Genomic DNA, 24927 nt, shown 5'->3' on the forward strand with positions numbered 1-24927 from the left:
ATCTGACCGACGCGCACGGGTCGGCGCAACCGGGTCGCGCGGCCGGTGCATTGCCGCTAGAGGCTTGCGCGATGTCCGTGTTTGACCCGCATCGCAACGACTTGGCCGCTCTCGACGCGATCGCGCGGCGGCGTGTGCTGATCGAACGACAGGGAAAAGATTTTTCGTCCAACGACTATCTGGCGCTCGGACGGAGCCGCCGGATCGCGGTGGCCGTATCCGACGCGATCGCGCGCGGCGTGCCGATCGGCTCGGGCGGATCGCGGCTGTTGCGCGGCAACGATCCCGAGCACGAGATGCTCGAAGCCGAGGCCGCGGCCTTCTTCGGCGCGGAGACCGCGCTCTATTTTTCAACCGGTTACGCGGCCAACGCCGCGCTGTTCGCCACACTGCCGCAGCGCGGCGACCTCGTCGTGCACGACGCGCTGATCCATGCGAGCGCGCACGAGGGGATGCGTCTTGGCCGCGGAGACAGCGTCGCGGCCCCGCACAACGACGTGACCGCGTTCGAGGATGCGATCCTCGCGTGGCGGCGCGGCGGCGGACGGGGACGCCCCTGGATCGCGGTCGAAAGCCTCTACAGCATGGATGGCGATCGTGCACCGCTCGACGACCTGTTCGCCGTTGCGCAGCGGCATGACGGCGTCCTGCTGATCGACGAGGCGCATGCGACGGGCGTGTTCGGTGCCGACGGACGCGGGCTGGCGGGCGCATTCGAGGGACGCCCCGACGTCGTCACGCTGCGCACCTGCGGCAAGGCGATGGGATGCGAGGGCGCGCTGGTGTGCGGGCCGGCGGTGGTTCGCGACTTCCTGATCAACCGCGCGCGCGCCTTCATCTTCTCGACCGCACCCTCGCCGCTGATGGCGAGCGCCGCGCGCGCGAGCCTGCGCATCCTCGCCGACGAACCCGACCGTCGCACCGCGCTGCACGCGCTGGTGGCGCATGCGGAACATGCACTCGCGCCGCACGGCGTCACGCCGACGGGGTCGCAGATCCTGCCGCTCGTCATCGGCGACGATGCGGCGACGATGCGGATCGCGGCCGCGGTGCAGGCGGCGGGGTTCGACATCCGCGGCATCCGCCCGCCGACCGTACCACAGGGGACGTCGCGGCTCCGGATCTCGCTCACGCTCAACGTGACCGAACACGACATCACCGCGCTCGCCGACGCGCTTCAGAAGGCCCTATCATGACCCGTTTCGTCGTCACCGGCACCGATACCGACATCGGCAAGACCGTGTTCGCCGCCGCTCTCGCCGGCGCGCTCGGCGCGTCCTACTGGAAGCCCGTCCAGGCCGGCCTCGACGGCGGCAGCGACGCGGCGCGCGTCGCCGCGCTGTCGGGCCTCGCGCGCGGCAAGATCCTCGACGAGGCCTATCGGCTGGAGACGCCGTGCTCGCCCGATCGCGCCGCAACGCTCGACGGCGTGACGATCGACGTCGACCGGCTGGTCCCGCCAACGGTGCCGGGTCCGCTGGTGATCGAGGGCGCGGGCGGCGTGATGGTCCCGCTGACCGAGACGGTCGTCTTTGCCGACCTGTTCGCGCGCTGGCGCCTTCCCGTCGTGCTGGTCGCACGCACGACGCTCGGCACGATCAACCACAGCCTCCTGTCGATCGAGGCGCTGCGCCGCAGGGACGTGCCGATCCTGGGGGTCGCGTTCATCGGCGATCCGGTTCCGCACAGCGAAGAGGCGATCATGCGGCTTGGCGGCGTCAAGCGACTGGGGCGATTGCCCATTCTTCCAACGCTCGACGCGGCATCGCTGCGCGCGGCGTTCGCGGCGGGCTTCGCGATCGAGGATTTCGCATGACGTCGCCGATCTGGCACCCCTTCACGCAGCACGGGCTTGGCGACCCGATTCCGCAGATCGCGCGGACCGAAGGCGCCGCGCTCTACACGAGCGACGGCCGGCGGATCGTCGATGCGATCTCGTCCTGGTGGGTGACCACGCATGGCCATCGCCATCCGCGGATCATGGCCGCGATCGCCGACGAGGCGGGGCGGATGGACCAGATCATCTTCGCGGGCTGGACGCATGAACCCGCCGAAACGCTGGCGAGCGGGCTGATCGAGATCATGCCGCCCGCCCTGCAGCATGTCTTCTTCTCCGACTCCGGCTCGACCGCGGTCGAGGTCGCGCTGAAGATGGCGCTCGGCTTCTGGCGCAACCGGGGCGAGCCGCGCGACCGGATCCTGGTGCTCGAGCACAGCTATCACGGCGATACGATCGGCACGATGTCGGTCGGCGAGCGCGGCGTCTACAACCGCGCCTATGCGCCGTTGCTGTTCGACGTCGACACGATCCCCTTTCCGCATCCCGGTTGCGAGCAGGCAAGTCTCGACGCGCTGGAGGTGGCGTGCCGGGCCGCCCCTGCCGCATTCATCGTCGAGCCGCTGGTGCTCGGCGCGGGCGGCATGCTGATCTATCCCCCGCACGTCCTCGCCGGGATGCGCGCGATCTGTGCGCGCCACCGCGTGCTGTTCATCGCCGACGAGGTGATGACCGGCTGGGGTCGCACCGGGACCGTGCTGGCGTGCGAGCAGGCGGACGTCGTCCCCGATATCCTGTGCCTGTCCAAAGGCTTGACCGGCGGCGCGGTGCCGCTTGCCGTGACGATGGCGACCGCCGAGATCTTCGACGCGCATCTGTCCGACGACCGTGCGCGGATGTTCTTCCATTCGTCGAGCTATACCGCGAACCCGATCGCGTGCGCCGCTGCCAACGCGAATCTGGCGATCTGGCGCGACGAACCGGTGCATGACCGGATCGCCCTCCTGGGCACACGCCAGGCGGCCCGTCTCGACCGGCTCTCGGGCGTGCGCGGCGTGACCAATCCGCGTCGCATCGGTACGATCACGGCGGTCGACCTGCAGGTCGGGGATGATGGGTACCTCTCCGACCTTGGTCCACGACTGTCCCGGTTCTTCGTGGGCCGCAACCTGCTGCTCCGCCCGCTCGGCAACACGGTGTACGTCATGCCACCCTATTGCATCGACGAGACCGACCTCGACGCGATCTACGGTGCCATCGAAGAGGCATGCGCGACCTTGCTCTAGCGAGTGCGCCGGCATAGCGTCGATCCGCGGTCCATTTCACTCGACCGTCATCGACCATGCCGAATTAAGCGCGATTTCAGCCTGCCGAGCGGGTATCGATCGGCGATGACGCAGCCAATTACCTTCTATGTCGGCCATCAGGGCCGGGGGCATGCCAATCGCGCGATGGCGATCATCGGCGCGTTGCCCGCAGACCGCGCCGTCACGATCCTGACGGCACGCCCCGCGCTATTCGACGGGTTCGCACGCGACGTCGCGATCACGGCGTTGCCCGACGAGGCTGACGCGGCATACAGCCCCCCACCCCTGCTCTCCGCCCAGCCGACGCCGGACATCATGCACCGCGCGCCGCTCGGCGACGCGGCGATCCGCCGATCGATGCGGACGATCCTCGAGCATCTCGACACGGTCGACCCCGCGCTGTTCGTGATCGACGTCTCCGCGGAGATCGCGCTGCTCGCCCGGATCGCGAGCGTGCCTGCGATTGGGATCCGGATGCACGGAAACCGCGGCGATCCGGCACATCTGGCGGGGTATCAGGCGTGCGTCGGGCTGCTCGCTCCGTTCGACGAAGCGCTTGAGCAACGCGATACGCCAGACTGGATCCGCGCCAGGACCTGTTACACCGGCGGGCTCTGCACGACGCAGGACATCGTGCCGACCAAGGCCGAGGCGCGCACCCGGCTTGGCCTCGACCCCCAGCGCGAGATCGTCGTGGTGCTGACCGGCGGCGGCGGCGCGGGCACGCCCTATGCGCCGTTGACGATGGCCGCACGCGCACTCCCCGACACGCAGTGGCTGGTGCTCGGCCCCGTCCAGCGCGAGGGGCACGAAACCGATTTCGGCAATCTCGACATGCGGGGATGGGTTTCCGGCATCACCGACTACCTCGCCGCGGCAGACGTCGTCGTCGCCTCCGCAGGCGACACGATCGTCCACGAGATCGCGCGCGTGGGACGCCCCTATGTGTGCGCACCCGAATGGCGCTATTTCGACGAGCAGGTTCGCAAGGCCGAACGACTGGCCGAGCTTGGCGCGGCTATCGCGCTGTTCAACTGGCCGGGCGCATCGACGCCGTGGCGCGGGCTGCTCGACGCGGCCAAGGCGCTCGCCCCCGAAGCGCTGACCATGTTGCAGGCGGACGCGGCTGCCGCCGCTGCCGCGCGCTATCTCGAGGGGATGGCCGTCGCTCTCTGGGCGCGCCCGACAACGGGATGATGCAACGGCCCGACGCGCCGACGTCGCCGTCACAGGCGAAACGACGGCGCACGATGGCACCGACGCGGAACTCGATGGTTCTGTCCCTGAGCCATGTCGGCTGAAGGGTAAGCAGCATGAAACTGACCGGGAAATTCGATACGCGACGCGAAGCCGAGATGACCGTCGAGCGACTGGTCCAGCAGTTCGATATCGATCGCGGCAAGATCGTTGTTGCCGCCGATGGCGACGAGAACACGGCCGGCGTCGAGGAAGCGGGTTCCGACAACGAGGCGGGACAGCCCAGCCCCGAGGCGCGTGACGATGCGGAACTGAACGGCAAGGTCGTTGTCACCGTCGAGGTCGCCGACGACGCAGCCGCCAGCGAGGTACGCGAGGCGTTCGCCGAGTTCGATGCATCCGAACGGTCGGGACAGGCATGATGGCCGACACCGCGACGCTGGCGCGTCAGCGCGAGATCGCCACCGAGCATCTGCTGTTCAAGATGATGGAATTCGTCGAGGATCGTCATGCAGGACTGCTCGATTTCCTCGAGCAGAGCCTCGACCATCTCGGCGATCCGGCGAATGACGGCACGAAGGACGACGAGGCGGTCCGCACGATCGCGCGCAAGATGATCACCGGCGCGCGCAAGCAGGGCGTCAACTGAAAACCCGATACGCGCCGGGCCCCTCCGCGGGTGCCCGGCTCGGTCGCTGAGCGCGCCGATACCTACCAGAACCTGCTGCCAGGGACCCCCTTGAACGGGCCTGCCAGATCGCTCGTGATCCACCCGCCGTAGAAGTCGCCCGCTTGCGGCACGACGCGTTCGTCATCGACGAAACACGCATCGAACGGCGCCGCATAAAAGGCGAGATGATCGCGCAGCATCGCAAAGGGCGCGGTGGGCGCAGGATAGCTCCAGGCGACATCGTGGAAGACTTCGCCATCCATCGTGACGTCATGATAGACTGCCTGCCCCTTCCACTCGCAGAATGACCCACGTCGCGACGGTCGCACCGCATCCGCGAGAATGTCGGCTGGCGGGATATAGTAGCTGGGGGGATGGCTCGTCTCGAGCGTGCGGACCGCCGCGCGCGTGTCGACCAGGACGATCCCGCGATGGACGATCCTGATCCGACGCGGCGTGGGACAGGCGATCGCGGGGCGCGGATAAGCCCAGACACTTTCCTGTCCCGGCAACGGGGCATCGGGGGTCGGACGGATCACCGCCATCGGGCCACCATCATGTCGTCCTTCGCCGTCACACCCATCGCCTGTCCTGTCTTATCGCTCCGCATCGCCCGTCTCGCGCAAGTCGGGAAAGCCATAGGCCGACGGCATGTCGTCGAAGGTGCCCCGCGCGAAGATCGCGGTATCGCCTTCCACGACCTCCATCCTCGCCCAGCTATCCCACCCGATATGCACGAAATCGGGCGGTCCGAATACGCGGACCGCCCGAAGATATTCGTCGCCGCGAAACCCGACATAATGCAGCATCGGCCGGTGAGTCCGTGCGACGGCCCGCGTCATAGCATCGGCATGCCACCCGTGACCGGGATCAGCGCCCCCGACATGTAGCTCCCCTCGTCCGAGGCGAGCAGGACATAGGCGGGCGCGAGTTCGCCGGGCTGGCCCGCGCGACCCAGCGGGGTGTTCTGGCCAAGCGTCTCGAGTTCGTCCGCGCCCTTGGCGATCGGCTGGATCGGCGTCCATACGGGCCCCGGCGCGACACAATTGACGCGGATGCCCTTGGGCGCGAGCAGGTTGGACAGGCCGATCGTCAGGCTGGCGATCGCGCCTTTCGTGGTCGCATAGACGATCATGTTCTCGGTCGCGACCTTGGCCTGCACGCTCGTGGAGTTCACGATCGCACTGCCCGGCTTCATGTGCGGCACCGCGGCCTTGCTCAACCGGATCATCGCATAGACGTTCGCGGCGAAGGCGGCCTGCATCTCGTCGTCGTCGATATCGTCGAGCCCCGTATTCACCGTCTGCGCGGCGGCGTTGTTGACGAGGATGTCGACGCCGCCAAGTTCGGCGACGGTCCGCTCGACCAGCACCGCGCAATGCGCGCGATCACGGATGTCCCCTGGCAGTTGAAGGCACCGGCGCCCCGCCTTCTCGACCCAGGCGCGCGTTTCGTCCGCATCCGCCTGTTCCTCGGCAAGATACGAGATCGCGACGTCCGCCCCTTCGCGCGCATAGGCGATCGCGACCGCACGACCGATCCCCGAATCCCCGCCGGTGATCAGCGCGACGCGGCCCTTCAGCGCCCCCTTGCCGACATAGCTTTCCTCGCCATGATCGGGCTTTGTCCGCATCGCGGTCTCGAGCCCCGGGCTTGGCTGTTGCGGTTCGTCGGGAAACCGGGTGGGCTGGCTGGTGCGGGGATCTTCGGTCATGGCAATGTCCTGTGTTGGGTTGCGACACGAACGGTCGGACGCCTATCGAGTGCCCGGATAACAAGCGGCTGCAGCAGATTTCTGCAGGCCGTTGCGGTACAGGGACAATCGGATGCGCATCGGGATCATTGGCGCCGGCATGGCCGGACTCTCCTGCGCGACGGCGCTGACGGCGCGCGGTCATGAGGTCGTGCTGTTCGACAAGGGGCGCGGCCCTGGCGGCCGCATGTCGACCCGACGCCTCGCGACGCCGCTGGGCGAAGCCGCGTTCGATCACGGCGCGCAGTATTTCACGGCGCGCGATGCACGGTTCGTCAAGGCCGTCGACGACTGGTCGGATGCGGGTCACGTGGCACGCTGGCCCGTGGCGGGCGACGATGCGTGGGTCGGCACGCCCGCGATGAACGCGCCCGTCCGCGCGATGGCCGCCGTACTCGATGTCCGCTGGGCCACGCGGATCGACCGGATCGCATACACCGGCGAGGCCTGGCATTTTCACGGCGACGGCGTAGCGGACGCGCCGTTCGACGGCGCGGTCATCGCGATACCCGCCGAACAGGTGCCGGCGCTGACCGAAGCCGCGGCGCCGTCGATCGCTGCGCTGGCGCGCGCGACGCCGTCCGATCCGTGCTGGACGGTGATGGTCGCCTATGACGCGCGCGTGCCGATCGGATCCGATCGCATTGTCGATCGCGGACCGCTGGCATCGGCGGTGCGCAACGGCGCGAAACCTGGACGAACCGGGCCCGAGGCGTGGGTCCTGCAGGCCAGTGCGGACTGGTCGCGGTCCCATCTGGAGGACGAGCCGGCCATGGTCGAGACAGCGATGCTCGCGGCGTTCGCCGACACAATAGGAGCCGACATGCCCGCGGTCGTCACGACCAGCGCCCACCGCTGGCGCTACGCCAAGTCCGGCGCACAGCAGCGCGGCGCCGTGTGGCTCGCGGACCGCCGGCTGGGCGCATGCGGCGACTGGTTGCTGGCCTCGCGTGTCGAGGCGGCGTGGCTTTCGGGCCGCATGCTAGCCGACCTCATCGCCTAGGCTGGCGGGGCGAGCGTCCGGCGGATGGCGTCGCGCCAGCCGGCGACGAGCGGCGCACGGGTTTCGTCGTCCATAACGGGCTCGAAACACCGTTCGCGCGACCACAGTCCCTTCAGCATATCGAGTCCCGACCAGACATTGGTCGCGAGCCCCGCATGGAACGCCGCGCCGCGCGCGGTCGTCTCGAGATCGCCCGGGCGCTCCACCGGCGTCGCGATCATGTTGGCGAGGAACGCGCACAGCCAGTCGTTCGCGGCCATCCCGCCATCGACGCGCAGGATTGCCGGGCGCCCCCCGCCATCCGCCGACATCGCCTCGACCAGGTCCATCGTCTGATAGGCAACCGATTCGAGCGCGGCGCGGGCGAGATGCGCGCCGGTCGCCCCCAGCGTCAGCCCGAAGATCGCACCGCGCGCATCGGGCTCCCAATAGGGCGCGCCAAGCCCGACGAACGCCGGCACCATGTACACGCCGTGGCTGTCGGGCACCTGCGTGGCAAGGTCGTCGGTCTGGCTGGCATGCGTGATCACGCCGAGTCCGTCGCGCAGCCACTTCACCGCCGCGCCCGCGACGAAGATCGAACCCTCCAGCGCATAGGTGGTCCGGCCATCGAGACGATAGGCGGGCGTGGTCAGCAGGCGGTGGCGCGAGGTGATCGCCTCGGTCCCGGTATTGAGCAACAGGAAACAGCCCGTGCCATAGGTCGACTTGGCCATGCCCGGGTCGAAACATGCCTGGCCGAACAACGCCGCCTGCTGGTCGCCCGCCATGCCCGCTATCGGGATCGGCGCGCCGAACAGCGCGGTATCGGTCGTTCCGAAGAGATGCGCATTGTCGTGGACGACCGGCAGGATCGCCATCGGCACGCGCAGCAGTTCGCACAGGTCCGCGTCCCAGCGGTTGCGGTGAATATCGAACAGCATCGTCCTGCTCGCATTGGTGACGTCGGTGGCATGCACCGCGCCACCGGTGAGCCGCCACAGCAGGAAGCTGTCGATCGTCCCGAATGCAAGTTCGCCGCGCTCGGCGCGCGCGCGTGCGCCCGGCACGGTATCGAGCATCCAGGCGACCTTGGTCGCGGAGAAATACGGGTCGATCAGCAATCCGGTACGGTCGCGGATCAGCTCCTCCACCCCGTCCGCCTTGAGCCGGCGGCACGCCTCGACCCCGCGCCGATCCTGCCAGACGATCGCGTTGTGGATCGGCGCGCCCGTCGCGCGGTCCCAGATCACCGCGGTCTCGCGCTGGTTCGTGATCCCGATCGCCGCGATCCCGCTTGCGCCGACACCGCTCGCGTCGATCGCGCTGCGCGCGGTTGCAAGGACGTCGCGCCAGATGTCCTCGGGATCGTGCTCGACCCATCCGGGAGCAGGATAATGCTGCGCGAATTCGGCCTGCGCGATCGCAACGCGCCGCGCCTGATCGTCGAAGACGATGCTGCGTGTCGACGTGGTCCCCTGATCGACGACCAGAATATGCGACTTGGCCACGCGCCTCTCCTTGTTTCGTTTGCACCCGTCCGTCGTTTTCGTTCGAACGTCAATGCTTTCGGTTTTATCGATCCGGAGCTATAGACGGTGCTACGCTGGAGATTGGGAAGGCGGCAAGATGGTGGCGGACGCAGTGACGACGGTCGACCTGCTCATCGTGGGCGGCGGCATCAACGGCGCGGGGATCGCGCGCGACGCCGCGGGGCGCGGCCTGTCGGTGATGCTCGTCGAACAGGACGATCTGGCCAGCCATACCTCGTCCGCATCGACCAAGCTGATCCATGGCGGGCTGCGCTATCTCGAATATGGCGAGTTCCGGCTGGTGCGCGAGGCGTTGATCGAACGCGAGCGGCTTCTTGCCATGGCGCCGCACATCATCTGGCCGCTGGCGTTCGTACTCCCGCAGACCCAGTCGCCGCGCCCCGCCTGGATGGTTCGCCTCGGCCTTTTCCTTTACGACCATCTCGGGGGGCGCGACCGGTTGCCGGGCACGCGCACCGTCGCGCTCGACCGGTCCCCGTTCGGCGACGGGCTTGCGCAACGCGCTGGCAAGGCGTTCGTCTATGCCGACTGCTGGGTCGAGGACAGCCGGCTTGTCGTGCTGAACGCGATCGATGCGGCAGAGCATGGCGCGATCATCGCGACCCTGACGCGGCTGGTGGACGCGCGGCGGGCGGACGGTGGCTGGATCGCGACGATCGAGCCCCGTGACGGTGCGCCCCGCACGGTCCGGGCCCGTGCGCTGGTCAATGCCGCAGGGCCCTGGGTCGCCGACGTGATCGGTCGCGTCGCAGGGGCGCGTGCGGATCGCGGCGTCCGCCTCGTGAAGGGCAGCCATATCGTCGTCCCCAAGCTGTATGAGGGCGATCACGCGTTCATGCTGCAGAATGCCGATCGGCGGATCGTCTTCGCCATCCCCTATGAGGGGCGGTTCACTTTGGTCGGCACGACCGACGAGCCATGGACCGACGCCCCCGCCAAGGCCGCGATCGGGGCGGAGGAGACACGGTATTTGCTCGACACGATCGATCGCTATTTTGAGCGCCGCACCACCGAGGCGGACATCGCATGGAGCTATGCCGGGATCCGGCCACTCTACGACGACAAGGCCGCCAACGCTTCCGCGGTGACACGCGATTATGTCCTCGACCTCGACACGGGCGCCGAGGGCGAGGACCTCGCGCCGCTGCTGAGCATTTTCGGCGGCAAGATCACGACCTATCGCAAGCTCGCCGAGCACGCGATGCGCGACCTCGCTCCGCTGCTCGGTGTCGCGGAAAAGCCGTGGACGGCGGGCGCCGTGCTGCCGGGCGGCGACATCGCCGATGCCGATTTCGAGCGTTTCCTCGAGACGGTCGAGCACGCCTATCCGGCCCTCCCCCAGACGATGCTGCGACGGCTCGCGCGCGCCTATGGAACGCGGGTCCGGGTCCTGCTCGGCAAGGCCACGCAGGTCGACGATCTCGGCACCGCCTTCGGTGGCGACCTGTATCAGGCGGAAATCGACTATCTCGTCGCGCACGAATGGGCGCGAACCGCGGAAGACATACTCTACCGGCGCAGCAAGCTTGGCCTGCACGTTCCCGCCGGAACCGCCGATCGGGTCGCCGCCTATCTGAAACCCGGGGCGCCCGCATGATCGCTGTCGGATCCGCCGACGTGGTGGCGGAGCGGCATGCGGCAATTCTGGCGATCGCACGCCACACCGGCAGCGTCACCGTCGACAGCCTGGCCGAGACGCTGTCGGTCACGCCGCAGACGATCCGCAAGGACCTGAACCTGCTCGCGCGGCGCTCGATGCTGGCACGCGTCCATGGGGGCGCGGTGGTGACGTCGGGCATCGACAACCTGGCCTATGACGAACGACGGACGGTGGCCGCCGCAGCGAAGGCGAGCATTGGCGCCGCCGCCGCCGCGCTCGTCCCCAACGGCGCCAGTCTGTTCATCAACATCGGTTCGACGACCGAAGCGATCGCGCGGCATCTGATCGATCACCGCGACCTGATGGTGATCACCAACAACCTCAACGTCGTCGACATCCTGCGCGGTCATCCGACGATCGAGGTCATCGTCGCGGGCGGGCGCGTTCGGGCCGGCGACCGGGCGATCGTCGGCGCGCTCGCGATGGACTGCATCCGCGCGTTCAAGGTCGACTTCGCCCTGATCGGCGCGTCGGCGATCGAGCCCGATGGCAGCTTCCTCGACTTCGACCTCGACGAGGTGCGCGTGTCGCAGACGATCATCCGACAGGCGCGCCAGGTCTTGCTGGCGCTCGACTGCTCGAAGCTCGACCGCCCTGCCCCGGTCCGGATCGGCGGCATGGCGGACATCGACTTCCTCGTCACCGACCGCGCCGACCCCAGGCTCGCCGGCGCATGCCGCGATGCGGGGGTGGCGCTGGTCGAGACGCTGCATGGCGGGCTGCGCTGACAATCGCTATTCCCCGATCCGCCGGCGCTGCGTAGGCAGGCGCGATGGCCGACAAGTCCTCCGCGCCGAAGCCGCAGCGCCCGACCATCCGCGACGTGTCGCGGCTGGCAGGCGTATCGTTCAAGACCGTCTCGCGCGTCATCAACAACCAGCCTTATGTCAGCGCCGACAAACGGGACCGCGTTCGCACCGTGATGGCCGAGATCGGGTTCCAGCCAAGCCAGGCGGCGCGCGCGCTGGCCGGGCACCGCTCGCACCAGATCGCGCTGATCTGCGACAATCCGAACCCGTGGTACGTGTTCGAAGTCCAGGCGGGCGTCCGCGAGCGCTGCGAGCGCGAAGGCGTACGCATGATCGCCCAGCCCTATGACCGGGCGTCGCCGACGCTGTTCGACGACATCGTCGCGCTGATCGACCAGGCGCATCCCGACGGGCTGGTACTGACGCCGCCAGCCTGCGACGACCGGCAGGTCATGGACGAGCTGTCACGGCGCCGGATCCCGTTCGTCCGGCTGCAGCCGGGCACGGCTACCGCCGGCGTGCCCGGCAGCGCGATCGACAACGAGGCGGCGGCCTATGACATGACCGCGTACCTCATCGGGCTGGGGCATATCCGGATCGGGTTCGTCGTCGGCGAGCGCAGCTATGCGACCTCGGGCCAGCGGCTTGCCGGCTATCGGCGGGCACTGGCCGAGGCAGCTATTCCGGACGACCCCGCCTGCGTGCGGCAGGGCGCGTTCGATTTCGGCTCGGGCAAGGCGGCGGCGGACGCGTTGCTCGATCTGCCCGATCCTCCGACCGCCATTTTCGCGGCGAGTGACGACATGGCGGCGGGCGTGCTGGTCGCGGCGCATCGTCGCGGGATCGCGGTGCCGGCGACGCTGTCGGTCGCCGGGTTCGACGATGCGCCGCTCGCGCAGCTGGTCTGGCCGCCGCTGACGACGATTCACCAGCCCGTCCGGCAACTCGCTGTCGAGGCGACGGATCTCCTGTTCGGCGAGGCCAAAGGTGTGCGCTGTCTCGCGCATGCCCTTGTCGTCCGCGAGTCGACCAGTTCGCCCCCCGGCTTGACGGATTCGACCGCAACGTGACACCGCTGCCTCAAGAAAATCGGAGAGGCCAGATGCAGGACCGCGTCGACGCACGGCGATGGGCGATTGTCGTTCTCGCCTTTACGGCGATCATGCTGAACTATGTCGATCGTCAGGTGATCGCACTCCTGAAGCCGATGCTGCAGGGCGAGTTCGGGTGGAACGACCGCGACTACAGCCACATGGCGTCGGCGTTCCAGTTCTGCGCGGCGGTGTCGTTCCTCGGCACCGGCTGGTTCATCGACCGGATCGGCCTGCGCCGCGGGTTCGCGATCGGCGTCGCGGCGTGGAGCATCGCCGGGATGGCGCATGCGTTCGTCACCAGCGTCGCGGGCTTCGTCGGCGTGCGCGCGCTGCTGGGTGCCGCGGAATCGATCGGTACGCCCGCACAGGTCAAGACCGCCGCGACCTATTTCCCGCCCGAACAGCGATCGGTGATGCTCGGCATCGGCAACATGGCGTCCAATTTCGGCGCGGTTCTGGCCCCGCTGACGGTGCCCGCGCTGGCATTGTGGCTCGGGTGGCAGGCCGCATTCCTCATTACCGGCGGGCTTGGCCTCGTCTGGGTCGTCGTCTGGCTCGTCGTCACGCCGCGTACCGGCAGCGCAGCCGCCCCCGCCACCGACACGCCTGCGTCGCGGATCCCCTGGGGTGAACTGTTGCGCGATCGCCGGCAATGGGCGGTCATCGCCGCCAAGGCGCTGAGCGATCAGTGCTGGTGGTTCCTGCTGTTCTTCATGCCCGACCTGTTCCACCGGATGTTCGCGCTGTCGCAGGGCGAACTGGGGCTGCCAATCGCCTTCATCTACCTGCTCGCCGCGCTGGGCTCGCTCAGCGGCGGGCTGTTGCCGACATGGCTGATGGCGCGCGGCGTCGGCATGAACCGCGCGCGCAAGGGGTCGATGCTGCTCTACGCTCTCCTGATCCTGCCCGTCCCGCTGGTCCTGTTAACGGGCGACGCCTGGGTCGCGGCGTCGCTGCTCGGCCTCGGGCTGTTCGCGCATCAGGGATTCTCGACCAACGTGTTCGCGATGACCGCGGACATCTTTCCATCGCGGATGATCGGCACCGCGATCGGGATCGGCGCCTTTGCCGGCAATCTGAGCGGGATGGCGATGATCGAAGGCGCGGGCTTCTCGCTCGACGCCGGCTATGGCTATGCGCCGATGCTGGTCGTCTGCGGCGGCTCGTATCTGATCGGTCTGGCGCTGGTGCACCTGCTGGTGCCCCGGCTGGTGCTCGCCGAGCCCGGCGCAGCGCGGACAACCGCGCCGGCGCATTGACGAAAACGGCCCCGGATCATGCCGGGGCCGCTCGGATCCAGGTCCCCGTCGTCAGAAATTGATGCGCCCGGTGATCCCGTAATAGCGATCCGCATCGCGCGGGATCTGATAGCGGTACGAACCCGCTGGCCCGCCATTCTGGATCGCCGCGGCAAAGCTCTGGTCGAACAGGTTGCGGACCTGGAACGTCAGCCGGTAGCGATCGTCCGCATCGCCTACCCCCGCCGAGAGGTTGACCAGGCCATAGCTGTCGATCGTCCCCAGGCGCCGCTGGACCGCGTCGGGCGAGAACAGGGCGAGTTGCTTCGACTGGTAATTCCCCTGCGCGCCGAGGAAGAGGTCGACCGCGCCGCCGGTACGCCAGCGATAATCGGCGCCGAGCGACCCCTTCCACTTGGGCGCGAACGGCAGCGCGGTGCCAGCCGGGATCACGGCCGTGACCGCTGCGCCGGGTGCCTGCAGGAACTGGTCGACGCGCGCATCGGTATACGCAATCCCGCCCGAGAACGAGAGATCGTCGACCGGGCGGAGCACGATGTCCGCCTCGGCGCCGCGCGTCGAGACCTTCCCCGCATTGGTGAAGCGCGTCACGACCACGCCTGCGACCAGGTCGGGGTTGTTCGCCTGGAAATTGTCGTACTTGGCGTAGAACGCGTCGAGATTGAGGACGAGCTTGCCGCCGAACAGCGTGTTCTTGAGCCCGACCTCGTAGCTGTCCGACGTTTCGGGCGCGATCACGTTCGTGCCGGTCGCGGTCAGGTTGAAGAAGACGTTGAACGCCGGCCCCTTATAGCCGCGCGTATACCCGCCATAGGCGGTCACGTTGCGTGTCACGTCGTACTGCAAGGACGCCTTGCCCGACAGGTTGGTGTTCGTCGTCTTGCCGGTGAACGCGGTTGCGGGGTTGCCCGTCCCGGTCGGCGTGGTCGGGAAACTCGGCTGGATCCCCGGCCCCGCCAGCGTCGTCGCACGGCTGTGGAAGACATCGAGCTGGTCGGCGGTCCAGCGCAGACCGCCGATGAAGCGAAACCGGTCGGTGACGTTCGCCGTCGCCTGACCGAAGGCGGAGATGTTCTTGAACACCGACCCGAAATCCGCACGCCCGAACGGCGTCGTGGAGGCCGGCGCGCCGGCGGTGTCGCACGGCACCGGTTGTACCAATGTCGTCGCGCCGTTGCAGACTATATCCGATCGCGAATAAATCCGTTCGGATTTGGCGCGCGAATAATAGAGGCCGACGACATAGGCGAGGAACTGGCGCGCGGGCGATGTCAGGCGCAACTCCTGGCTGAAGGTGTTGCCTGTCTGTGGCCCGGTATCGTGCAACTGGTTGAAGCCGACATAGGCCCGCGGCAGGAAATCGCCGTCGCGGATCTCGGTGTTGCGATAGTCGCGGTACGCGGTGATGCTCGTCACCGTCTGCGTTCCGAGCTCGGTATCGACCTGAACCGAAACGCCATAGCCCTCCTCCCTCGTGCGCGTGACGAGGTTCTGGTTGACGGTGCGCGTCCGGTCGCCGAGCGGCGTCGGCAGGACCGCGAAGACCGGGCTGGTGATCGGCGCGCCGGCAGCGTTGAGCGCGCCCGTGCCGATGACTTCGGCACAGCAATTGTCGTCATTGCGGTGATAATCGCCGATCAGCGCGATCGTCGTAGCGCTGCTCGGGGTCCATTTGACCTGCGCGCGCGCGCCGTAATGCTCATAGCCGTTCACCCGGCCCCCACCCGTCGCCACGTTGCGGATATTGCCGTCATAGCGGCCGTAAAAGCCGGTGAAGCGCGTCAGCAGATCCTCGCTGACCGGGATGTTCAGCGCGCCGCGGACGCGTGGCTCGTTGCCGTTGGTGAAATAGCCACCTTCGACATAGCCGCCCAGTTCGCGTGTCGGCTGGACCGACACAATGTTGACGACGCCCGCGGACGCGTTCTTGCCGAACAGCGTCCCCTGTGGCCCGCGCAGCACCTCGAGCCGGTCGATGTCGACAAGATCGCCGAACGCCTCGCCCGACCGTGCGAACACGACACCGTCGACCACGGTCGATACCGAGGGCTCGCCCGCGATCGAGAAGGTGGTCGTACCCACCCCGCGCAGGAACAGCGACTGGTTGAGCGTCGTGCCCGATTTCTGGAAATTGAGCGCGGGCACCAGCGTGACCGCCCCTTCGAGGCCCGGACGGCTGAGCGCCGCCAGCGCCTGGCCGCTGACCACCGAGACCGCGATCGGAACGTCCTGCAACCGCTCGCTGCGCTTCTGCGCCGTGACGACGATCTCGCCATTTTGTGCGGCAGGCAGATCCGCGGGGGGTGAAAGGGCGGCCGGCTGCTCGGCAGCGACGCCCGGCGCCGGTGGGGCCGCGGGTCCGGCCTGTGGCGCTGGGCTCGATGCCGGGGCCGATGGCGCTACATCCTGCGCGTTGGCAGAAGCCGCGGTCAGCGCGGGGAGCGCCGCCCCCATCAGCATCAGGACCCGCGTCGTCGTCTTCATCGTCATTCTCCCCTGAGCCGCCAGCCGAGCCGCGACCTCCGAAACGGTCTCATACGCAGCACAGGCGAAGCCCGCGCCAAAGTATGTCTTTGGCGATCGCAACGTCGCCATTTCGGCTTTTCTTTACGCCCGTTTTTTCGCATAAGACAACGGTGTCTTATATCGCTCCCCCCGCTCGCACCGTTGCCCTTGGCGACACCGGATTGACCGTCAGCACGATCGCCTGGGGCATGTGGCGCTTTGGCGGAACCGATGTCGCGGCAGCCCGCACGCTGGTCGAGGCGGCGCTGGATGCCGGCGTCACGCTGCTCGATACGGCCGACATCTATGGCCCCGACAATGGCGAGTCGTTCGGTGCCGCCGAAGCCCTGCTCGGTCGCGTGATGGCGGAATCGCCCGGCTTGCGGGACCGGATGGTGCTCGCGAGCAAGGGTGGCATCAGCATGGGCGTGCCGTATGATTCGAGCGGCGAATATCTCGCGAGCGCGATCGATGCGTCGCTGACGCGGCTCGGCTGCGAGCGGATCGACCTCTATCAGATCCACCGCCCCGACCTGCTCGCGCACCCGCAGGAAGTCGCGCGTGCGCTCGACGACGCGCGGTCCGCGGGCAAGATCGTCGCAATCGGCGTGTCCAACCATACGGTGGCGCAAACCGAGGCACTCGCATCGTTCCTGACCGTGCCGATCGCCAGTCACCAGCCCGAATTCTCCGCGCTCGAAACCGGTCCGTTGTTTAGCGGGCTGTTCGACCAGGCGATGACGCGCGGGATGGCGGTCCTTGCCTGGTCGCCGCTTGGCGGGGGTCGGCTTGCCGCGCCGCAGGACGCGCGGGCCCGGGCCGTCGTCGCGCTGCTCGATCGCAAGGCGGAGCACGCCGGCGTCGATCGTGCAGCGGTCGCGTATAGCTGGATCATGGCGCATCCCGCCCGGCCGATCCCGATCGTCGGGACGCAGAACCCCGCACGGATAGCCGCGATCGGCGATGCCTATACGCCGACCTGGACCCGCGCCGAATGGTATGCGGTCCTCGAAGCCAGCCTCGGAGAAAAACTGCCATGACGCGGCGCTGCGAGGTCAGCTGGTTCTCCGCGCTGTGCGATGACGATTACGAGTTTCTCGGCGTTCCCGATCCGAAGCTGATGTCGAGCTGGGAGCATTGCCGCGACATCGTGCTGCAGGCGGAAAGCGGCGGTTTCGACAATATCCTGCTGCCATCGGGCTATGCGCTCGGGATCGACACCACCGCCTTCGCCGCGGCGATCGCGACGATGGTCCGCCGCATCCGGCTGTTGATGGCGGTCCGGATCGGCGAGAGCTGGCCGCCGCAGCTGGCGCGCCAGATCGCGACGATCGACCGGATCCTTGGCGGGCGGCTGACGGTCAACATCATCTCCTCCGACCTACCCGGCGAGACGCTGGCGTCGGCGCCACGCTATGCGCGCACGCTCGAGGCGATGCAGATCCTGCGGACGATGCTCGATGGCGAACCGCTCGATCACCAGGGCGAGTTCTGGAACCTGAAGCTCGATCCGCCGGCGGTCACCACGGTATCGGGGAAATGCCCGCCGCTGTATTTCGGTGGCCTGTCGCCCGATGCACGCGAAGCGGCGGCGCAGGGCTGCGACGTCTATCTGATGTGGCCCGACAAGAAGGAGGTCGTCCGCGAGATCATGGACGACATGACCGCGCGCGCCGCACGGCATGGCCGAACGCTCAAATTCGGGTATCGCGCGCACGTCGTCGTCCGCGATACCGAGGCCGAGGCACGCGCCGCCGCCGACAGGCTGCTGTCGAAACTCGACGCCGCGCAGGGCGAGGCCATTCGCAACAAGTCGCTCGATACCAACTCGGCGGGTGTCGCGGCACAGGTCGCGCTGCGCGAAAACGCCACCGACGGCGGGTATGCCGAGGAGCATCTGTGGACCGGCGTCGGTCGGGCACGGTCCGGCTGCGGTGCCGCGATCGTCGGCGATCCCGACCAGGTGCTCGCCAAGCTTCGCATGTATCAGGACATGGGGATCGAGGCCTTCATCCTGTCCGGCTATCCGCACGCCGCCGAAGCGGACCTGTTCGCGCGGCACGTGCTGCCGAACATGCAACATGGGCCGCTGACACTCGACTGACAGCGCCGCACGCCGCACCGGAGAGACGATGATGGACGCCACGCCCCCCCGCCTCGACGATATTGGTGCTTTGATCACGCTGCACCGCGCGGCAGCGGGCAATGGCTTCGACCTGTCGATCGGCGACACGCTGGTGATGCGCCATCGCACCGACGCGCCTGCGCTGTTCGTCGGGAGCGGACGCGCGGACGTCGACATGTACCGCGGGAATTATTTCCTGTCGGACCGGCTCGATGCGCGCCTTCCGCTGACGCATGCGACGATCGACGGCGACACCGTGACGCTGTCCGCGGCAGCCGATACCGCGCCACGTCTGCGGATCACGATCGACGCCGCCGGCATTCGGTTCGCGGCGCTCGACCCTGCACTCAATCGCCTGTGGTTGCGCTGCGTCGCCGAGCCCAGTGAGCGACTGTGGGGCGGCGGCGAGCAGCTGTCCTATTTCGACATGGCGGGCCGGCGTTTCCCGATGTGGACGTCGGAACCCGGCGTCGGCCGGGACAAGTCGACGCTGATGACGTTCCAGTGCGACCGGGACGGCCGATCGGGAGGCGATTACTGGAACACCAACTATCCGCAGCCGAGCTATGTCTCGTCGCGCCATTACGCGCTGCATTGCGATACGACCGCGTATAGCTGTTTCGATTTTCGCGATGCCGGTTTCCACGAGATCGAGGTCTGGGAGATCCCTGAACGGATCGACCTGTTCGCCGCCGACCGGTTTGCAGGGCTGGTGTCGCAATTGTCGACGCGCTTCGGCCGCCAGCCTGTGCTGCCGGCCTGGGCATATGCAGGCGCGATCCTCGGCCTCAAACAGGGCGAGCAGAGCTTTGCCCGGATGGAGGCAATGATCGAGGCCGGCGCCGTCGTCAGCGGATTGTGGTGCGAGGACTGGGTCGGCCTACGCGTCACCAGCTTCGGCAAGCGGCTGTTCTGGGACTGGAAGGCCAACGAGACACGCTATCCCGGGCTTCGCGACCGGATCGCCGCGCTTCGTGATCGCGGCATCCGGTTCCTCGGTTACGTCAATCCGTATCTCGCGATAGACGGAACGCTGTACCAGGACGCGCTGGCGGCGGGATATCTGGTCCGCCGGCTCGACATCGATGCGCCCTATAGCGTCGATTTCGGGGAATTCGATTGCGGGATCGTTGATTTTACCAACCCCGCCGCCGCGCAATGGTTCGCCGACGACGTCATCGGTCACGAGATGATCGATTACGGATTGTCGGGCTGGATGGCGGATTTCGGCGAGTATCTGCCGACCGACGTCCGGCTGCACGACGGCACCGAGGGCATGCTCGCACACAATGCCTGGCCGACGATCTGGGCCGAGGTGAACGCACGCGCTATCGAATCGCGCGGCAAAACCGGCGATGCGCTGTTCTTCATGCGCGCGGGCTTTACCGGCGTGGGTCGCTACTGCCCGCTGCTTTGGGCGGGCGACCAGTGCGTCGACTTTTCGCGCCATGACGGGATCGGCACGGTGGTGCGCGCAGCCTTGTCGTCGGGCATGCTCGGCAATGCCTATCACCACAGTGATCTGGGGGGATATACGAGCCTGTACGGAAACGTCCGGACGCCCGAACTGCTGATGCGGTGGACCGAACTCTGCGCATTTTCGCCGGTCATGCGCAGCCATGAGGGCAACCGGCCCGACGAAAATCTCCAGCTCGACGGCGACCCGGCGGTGCTTGCGCACTTCGTTGCGATGACGCGCGTGCACGCGGCTCTGGCGCCCTATGTCGCGACGCTGTGCGATACCGCCGCACAGACCGGACTCCCGCTGCAGCGCCCGTTGCTGCTCGACTGGGAGGACGACCGCGACTGCTGGGGGATCGAGACGCAATATGGCTATGGCCCCGACCTGATCGTCGCACCGGTGATCGAACCCGGCGTCGACCGCTGGACAGCCTATCTTCCGGCTGGCGCGACCTGGGTGCATCTCTGGTCGGACGCACGTTTCACCGGCGGCAGCGCGATCGAGGTCGCGGCCCCGATCGGTCAGCCCCCCGTCTTCTGGCGCGAAGGCAGCGACCATGCCGCGCTGTTTGCGGGCCTGGTCGACGCCGCGTCCCGATGAGCGAAAGGTTCGCGCAGTTCGAGGCCGCGGATCTCTACAACGATCTCGATGACGAACCCCGCAGGCATTGGCGCGACCTGTGGCCGGGACTGAGCGTGGCGGTGCTGGCGACCATGGCCGCCGGATTCGTCGCGGATCGCTATCATGCACCGCTCACGCTGATGGCGCTGCTAATCGGGCTGGCGCTGAACTTCCTCCGCGGTGACGCGCGGATGGCGCCGGGGCTGGGGTTCGCGTCGAGGACGCTGCTGCGTTGGGGGATCGTGCTGGTCGGCGCGCGCGTCACGATCGGGCAGATCGTCGGGCTCGGGCCGATGACGCTTCTCGCCGTCGTCCTCATCCTGCTCGCGACGCTCGGCGCGGGGATCGTCGTGGCGCGGGCGCTCGGGCTCACCGGTGCCTTTGGTATGCTGGCCGGCGGATCGGTCGCGATCTGCGGTGCATCCGCCGCGCTCGCGCTGGCGACGACGCTCGGCGAGCGGCGCGTCAATCAGGGGCAGCTGGCGTTCGTGCTGGTCGGCATTTCCGCGGCGAGCGCGGCGGCGATGTTCTTCTACCCGTTGATCGCCCATCAGCTCGGGCTGTCCGAACGGCAGGCCGGGTTCATGCTCGGCGCGTCGATCCACGATGTCGCGCAGGCGATCGGCGCCGGCTATTCCTTTTCGGACGATGCGGGCCAGATCGCGACCATCGTCAAGCTCACCCGCGTCGCGTTGCTTGCACCCGTGCTCGCGCTGATCGCCACGTTCCTCCCCGCAGAAGGTGGCAAGCGGGCGCGGTTGTCGGTCCCCTGGTTCGTCACCGGGTTCTTTGTCGTCGCGGCGATCAACTCTGTCGTCCCCGTACCCGCCATCGTCGGCCGGTTCGCGCAAGGTGTCGCAGCCGCATTCCTGGCCTGTGCCGTCGCGGCGACCGGGATCCGCGCGCCGATGCAGGCGCTGCTCGGCACCGGGACCCGGCCGCTGCTCGTGATCATGGCCGCGTCGCTGGTCGCGCTGCTGCTGTCGTTGGCGGCGTCGGTGTTGCTGGTCTGAAGCGCGGGAAGATTTCTTCAAGACTTTCAGCGTATATCGCGAGGACGCGAGACGCGGGCGTCGGCGCATTACGGGTTTTTCCTTAGGGATCCGACAATAGAGCCGAAACCATTCGACCGGCAAAAGCGGGGCTCACCGCCAGTCCGGGACGTCAAGCTATGTGGTCAAAGCGCATCAACGGCAGCATCGAGACCGAGACCTTCCCGGCCGCGCCCGATCTGGTGATGGTCTTCGGCCCGACCGAACGCCTTGCCGATCAAGCCTTCATCGATCGGCTTGCGCAGCGTTACGATGGCGCGATCCTGACCGGTTGCAGTTCGGGTACCATGGTCTCCGGCAACCAGATCGACGACGACGCGGTCGTCGTTCTCGGCATGGGATTTGACCATACCAGGCTTGCGCTGGCGGTGCAGCCGCTGCCCGACTCGGACCTGTCGTTCGCCGCAGGGGCTGGGCTCGCGCGGGATCTCGCCGACGATTCGCTGGCAGGAATTTTCATCCTGTCGAACGGCCTCAACGTCAACGGCAGTGCGCTGGTCGCGGGCATCCGCAGCGCGGTCGGCGATACCGTCGTCCTGAGCGGCGGGCTTGCCGGCGATGGCGCGCGCTTCAGCGACACCCGCGTGCTCGCACGGGGCGGGAACCCCTCGGACGTCGTCGCCGCGATCGGCTTCTACGGCGACCATGTCCGCATCGCGCACGGCAGCGCGGGCGGATGGCAGCCCTTCGGGCCATTGCGCACGATCAGCGATGCGGCGGGGTCTGAGTTGCGCGGCCTCGACGACGAGCCGGCACTCGCGCTTTACGAACGCTATCTGGGCGAGGAGGCGGCGGATCTGCCGGCATCGGGCCTTCTGTATCCGCTCGAGATCTGGGATCCGCAGAAACCCGACGACCGTGTCGTCCGCACGCTGCTCGCGATCGACCGCGCCAAGGGCACGCTGACCTTTGCTGGCGACATGCCGCAGGGATGGAAGGCGCGACTGATGCGCGGGATGTTCGATGACCTGATCAACGGCGCATCGAGCGCCGCGCGACACGCCGCGGACCAGGCGGCAACATGGGGCGTCGCGCCATCCGCCTGCCTTGCGATCAGCTGTGTCGGCCGCCGGCTGCTGATGGGGCAGCGCACCGAGGAGGAACTTGCGGCCGTCTCGACCGTGCTCGGCGCCGACATCGCGCTCGCAGGTTTCTATTCCTACGGGGAAATCGCGCCGCAGAATCTGACCGCGGTACCGTGCCTGCATAATCAGACGATGACGATCACCCTGATCGGCGAACGCACATGACCCTTTCGGCACTCCCGATACCGGTCGAACCGCCGGCGCCGCCGCGGCCGGCACTGCATCAGATCGCGGCGCGGCAGGCGGAGCGGGCGCGATTGCCCGATGGCGGCATCGATATCGATCGCCTGCTCGCGCTCGTCTCCGCGACCTATACCGAAACCGACGTCGATCGGCGCCGGTCGGATCGCGCGAACCGGTTGATGGCGGAGGAACTGGAGGTGGCGCTGGCGAAAAGCGCGCTCCAGAATCTGCGGTTCAAGGCGGCGCTCGACAATATGAACCAGGGGCTCGCGCTGTTCGACGCCGCCGGTCATCTCGTTCTGACCAACCAGCGGTTCCTCGACATATACGGCCTCAACCAGGCCACACCCGGGTCGACGCTCGACGAGGTTCTCCGCAGCAGCCCGTATCTGTCGGTCAGCACCGCCAGCGAACATCGTCGGCTGGTCAAGGAATATGACGGCGCCGCGTCGGCCTATGGAGCGAAGATCGAGCAGCGCTGGCCCGATGGGCGAACCATCACGATCGAACGCACGCGGCTGGTCGATGGCGGCTTCCTCGACACGGTTGCCGACGTCACCGAGGCCCGCAACGCCTCCGCGCAGATCGCGCATCTGGCGCGCCACGACGCGCTGACGGACCTGCCCAACCGGACGCTGCTGCGCGAGCGGCTCGACGAGATGATGCGCAACGCCCGCCGTGGCGATCGGTGTGCGATGCTGTGCCTCGATCTCGACCGGTTCAAGCTGGTCAACGACACGCTCGGCCACCCGATCGGCGATGCGCTGCTGGTTGCGGTGGCGGAACGCCTCGTCTCATTGGTGCGCCACCACGACGTCGTCGCGCGTCTTGGTGGCGACGAATTCTCGATCCTTGTTCAGCATGTGACGTCGGACCACGCCATCGAACAGCTCTGCCGCCGCATCATCGACGAGCTGACGCAGCCGTTCGAGATTGCCGGCCACCATATCCAGATCGGCGCAAGCATCGGCGTGGAGACGGTCGAGGTCGATTCGCTCGATCCCGACACGATGCTGCGCGATGCCGACCTGGCGCTGTACCGTGCCAAGAGCGGCGGGCGTGGCAATTACTGCTTCTATACGCCCGACATGCACGTGTTTGCGACACGCCGCCGTGAGCTGGAAATCGAACTCCGGCGTGCGCTCAAGTCCGAAGAGTTCGAAGTACATTATCAGCCGCAGATCGAGATCGGGTCTCACGCCGTCGTCGGCTTCGAGGCGCTGGCGCGCTGGTATCACCCCGAGCGCGGGATCGTCCCCCCGAACGACTTCATCACGGTGTGCGAGGAGATCGGTCTGATCGGCGCCGTCGGCGAGTTCGTCCTGATGCGGTCGTGTCGCGACGCCGCGTGCTGGCCTGAAAGCGTCAAGATTGCGGTCAACCTGTCCGCACTGCAGTTCAAGTCAGGCACGCTGCCCGCCATGGTCGCCCGCGCGCTGCGCGTCAGCGGGCTCGATCCACGCCGTCTCGAGCTCGAGATCACCGAAAGCGCGATGCTCGAGGATACCGCCGGCGTGATCAAGCAGCTCCGCGAACTGAAGCGGCTCGGCGTGCTGATCTCGCTCGACGATTTCGGCACCGGCTATTCGTCGCTCAGCCATATCCGCAATTTTCCGTTCGACCGCGTCAAGATCGACCAGTCCTTCGTCCGCGACCTCGGTACCAACAGCGACAGCCTGGCGATCGTCCGCGCGGTGACCGGCCTCTGCGGCAGCCTCGGGATCATGTCGACCGCGGAGGGCGTCGAGACGCTCGATCAGCTGAACATCCTCGTCGCGGAGAAATGCGACAGCGCGCAGGGCTATTATTTCAGCCGCCCCGTCCCACTCGCCGACACGCTGCCGTTCGTCTCGCGCATGCTCGCGCTGCAATCCAGGGCAGCGTAAGCCCGTG

General features: G+C 67.6%; 22 protein-coding genes. 17 read left to right on the forward strand and 5 right to left on the reverse strand.

The window, feature by feature from the left end:
- Positions 1-71: 71 nt before the first annotated feature.
- From ASE72_RS04430 to ASE72_RS04455, 6 genes are all read left to right on the forward strand, one after another.
- Positions 72-1196, forward strand: coding sequence for an 8-amino-7-oxononanoate synthase (locus ASE72_RS04430; protein ID WP_056017132.1), 1125 nt, complete (start codon positions 72-74; stop codon positions 1194-1196).
- A complete protein-coding gene (gene bioD, locus ASE72_RS04435; RefSeq protein ID WP_056017135.1) occupies positions 1193-1816 on the forward strand; it encodes a dethiobiotin synthase in 624 nt (207 codons plus the stop codon). Before ASE72_RS04430 ends, bioD begins: the two co-directional genes overlap by 4 nt.
- On the forward strand, positions 1813-3063 hold the full coding sequence (locus ASE72_RS04440; protein ID WP_056017138.1) for an adenosylmethionine--8-amino-7-oxononanoate transaminase: 1251 nt from the start codon (positions 1813-1815) through the stop codon (positions 3061-3063). Before bioD ends, ASE72_RS04440 begins: the two co-directional genes overlap by 4 nt.
- Before the next feature lie 105 nt (positions 3064-3168).
- Positions 3169-4281, forward strand: coding sequence for a glycosyltransferase (locus ASE72_RS04445; protein WP_056017140.1), 1113 nt, complete (start codon positions 3169-3171; stop codon positions 4279-4281).
- 116 nt (positions 4282-4397) lie between these two features.
- Entirely contained in the window at positions 4398-4703 is a 306-nt protein-coding gene (locus ASE72_RS04450) for a hypothetical protein (protein WP_056017143.1), read from the forward strand.
- On the forward strand, positions 4703-4930 hold the full coding sequence (locus ASE72_RS04455; RefSeq protein ID WP_235532226.1) for a hypothetical protein: 228 nt from the start codon (positions 4703-4705) through the stop codon (positions 4928-4930). Before ASE72_RS04450 ends, ASE72_RS04455 begins: the two co-directional genes overlap by 1 nt.
- 62 nt (positions 4931-4992) lie before the next feature.
- Here the strand turns inward: ASE72_RS04455 and ASE72_RS04460 are convergent, their stop codons facing one another.
- Genes ASE72_RS04460 through ASE72_RS04470 form a run of 3 tightly spaced genes read right to left on the reverse strand, consistent with a single transcriptional unit; the run spans position 4993 to position 6665 of the window.
- A complete protein-coding gene (locus tag ASE72_RS04460) occupies positions 4993-5496 on the reverse strand; it encodes a DUF427 domain-containing protein (protein WP_200916156.1) in 504 nt (167 codons plus the stop codon).
- Positions 5497-5547: 51 nt separating this feature from the next.
- On the reverse strand, positions 5548-5793 hold the full coding sequence (locus ASE72_RS04465) for a hypothetical protein (protein WP_235532227.1): 246 nt from the start codon (positions 5791-5793) through the stop codon (positions 5548-5550).
- Positions 5790-6665 carry an SDR family oxidoreductase gene (locus ASE72_RS04470; RefSeq protein ID WP_056017152.1) on the reverse strand — a complete coding sequence of 292 codons (876 nt, stop codon included), beginning with the start codon at positions 6663-6665 and terminating at the stop codon, positions 5790-5792. The genes ASE72_RS04465 and ASE72_RS04470 overlap by 4 nt, the downstream gene beginning before the upstream one ends.
- A gap of 112 nt (positions 6666-6777) precedes the next feature.
- On the opposite strand from ASE72_RS04470, the gene ASE72_RS04475 reads away from it, so the two are divergent.
- Positions 6778-7707: an NAD(P)/FAD-dependent oxidoreductase gene (locus ASE72_RS04475; RefSeq protein ID WP_056017155.1), complete on the forward strand. Its 930-nt coding sequence runs from the start codon at positions 6778-6780 to the stop codon at positions 7705-7707.
- On the opposite strand, the gene glpK is transcribed toward ASE72_RS04475, so the two are convergent.
- Positions 7704-9197 (reverse strand): glycerol kinase GlpK, encoded by a 1494-nt coding sequence (gene glpK, locus ASE72_RS04480; protein WP_056017158.1) that lies wholly within the window; start codon positions 9195-9197, stop codon positions 7704-7706. The two genes, ASE72_RS04475 and glpK, sit on opposite strands and share 4 nt — an antisense overlap.
- 118 nt (positions 9198-9315) lie before the next feature.
- Here glpK and ASE72_RS04485 point away from each other — a divergent pair, with 118 nt between their 5' ends.
- The 4 genes from ASE72_RS04485 to ASE72_RS04500 are packed head-to-tail and all read left to right on the forward strand — an operon-like array spanning position 9316 to position 14001.
- Positions 9316-10836, forward strand: a complete 1521-nt coding sequence (locus tag ASE72_RS04485; RefSeq protein WP_056017161.1) for a glycerol-3-phosphate dehydrogenase — start codon at positions 9316-9318, stop codon at positions 10834-10836.
- On the forward strand, positions 10833-11627 hold the full coding sequence (locus tag ASE72_RS04490) for a DeoR/GlpR family DNA-binding transcription regulator (protein ID WP_056017164.1): 795 nt from the start codon (positions 10833-10835) through the stop codon (positions 11625-11627). The genes ASE72_RS04485 and ASE72_RS04490 overlap by 4 nt, the downstream gene beginning before the upstream one ends.
- Before the next feature lie 44 nt (positions 11628-11671).
- Entirely contained in the window at positions 11672-12718 is a 1047-nt protein-coding gene (locus tag ASE72_RS04495) for a LacI family DNA-binding transcriptional regulator (protein WP_056017167.1), read from the forward strand.
- Between the two features lie 32 nt (positions 12719-12750).
- Positions 12751-14001: an MFS transporter gene (locus ASE72_RS04500; RefSeq protein WP_056017170.1), complete on the forward strand. Its 1251-nt coding sequence runs from the start codon at positions 12751-12753 to the stop codon at positions 13999-14001.
- 51 nt (positions 14002-14052) lie between these two features.
- Here the strand turns inward: ASE72_RS04500 and ASE72_RS04505 are convergent, their stop codons facing one another.
- Positions 14053-16485 (reverse strand): TonB-dependent receptor, encoded by a 2433-nt coding sequence (locus tag ASE72_RS04505; RefSeq protein ID WP_056018946.1) that lies wholly within the window; start codon positions 16483-16485, stop codon positions 14053-14055.
- A gap of 152 nt (positions 16486-16637) precedes the next feature.
- Here ASE72_RS04505 and ASE72_RS04510 point away from each other — a divergent pair, with 152 nt between their 5' ends.
- The 6 genes from ASE72_RS04510 to ASE72_RS04535 all read left to right on the forward strand — a co-directional run bounded on the left by ASE72_RS04510 (position 16638) and on the right by ASE72_RS04535 (position 24920).
- Entirely contained in the window at positions 16638-17546 is a 909-nt protein-coding gene (locus ASE72_RS04510) for an aldo/keto reductase (protein WP_056018949.1), read from the forward strand.
- Complete coding sequence (locus tag ASE72_RS04515) at positions 17543-18610, forward strand: LLM class flavin-dependent oxidoreductase (RefSeq protein ID WP_056017173.1); 1068 nt, start codon at positions 17543-17545, stop codon at positions 18608-18610. Before ASE72_RS04510 ends, ASE72_RS04515 begins: the two co-directional genes overlap by 4 nt.
- Positions 18611-18641: 31 nt before the next feature.
- The gene (locus ASE72_RS04520; protein WP_082445867.1) at positions 18642-20693 is read left to right on the forward strand and encodes an alpha-glucosidase; all 2052 of its coding nucleotides are present in this window, start codon (positions 18642-18644) and stop codon (positions 20691-20693) included.
- Positions 20690-21727 (forward strand): YeiH family protein, encoded by a 1038-nt coding sequence (locus ASE72_RS04525; RefSeq protein ID WP_056017176.1) that lies wholly within the window; start codon positions 20690-20692, stop codon positions 21725-21727. Before ASE72_RS04520 ends, ASE72_RS04525 begins: the two co-directional genes overlap by 4 nt.
- A 158-nt stretch (positions 21728-21885) precedes the next feature.
- Positions 21886-23016: an FIST signal transduction protein gene (locus ASE72_RS04530; RefSeq protein ID WP_056017180.1), complete on the forward strand. Its 1131-nt coding sequence runs from the start codon at positions 21886-21888 to the stop codon at positions 23014-23016.
- Complete coding sequence (locus tag ASE72_RS04535) at positions 23013-24920, forward strand: putative bifunctional diguanylate cyclase/phosphodiesterase (RefSeq protein ID WP_056017183.1); 1908 nt, start codon at positions 23013-23015, stop codon at positions 24918-24920. Before ASE72_RS04530 ends, ASE72_RS04535 begins: the two co-directional genes overlap by 4 nt.
- Positions 24921-24927 lie beyond the last annotated feature (7 nt).

Origin of the sequence: Sphingomonas sp. Leaf20, assembly GCF_001421535.1 — a bacterium.
Lineage (GTDB): Bacteria > Pseudomonadota > Alphaproteobacteria > Sphingomonadales > Sphingomonadaceae > Sphingomonas.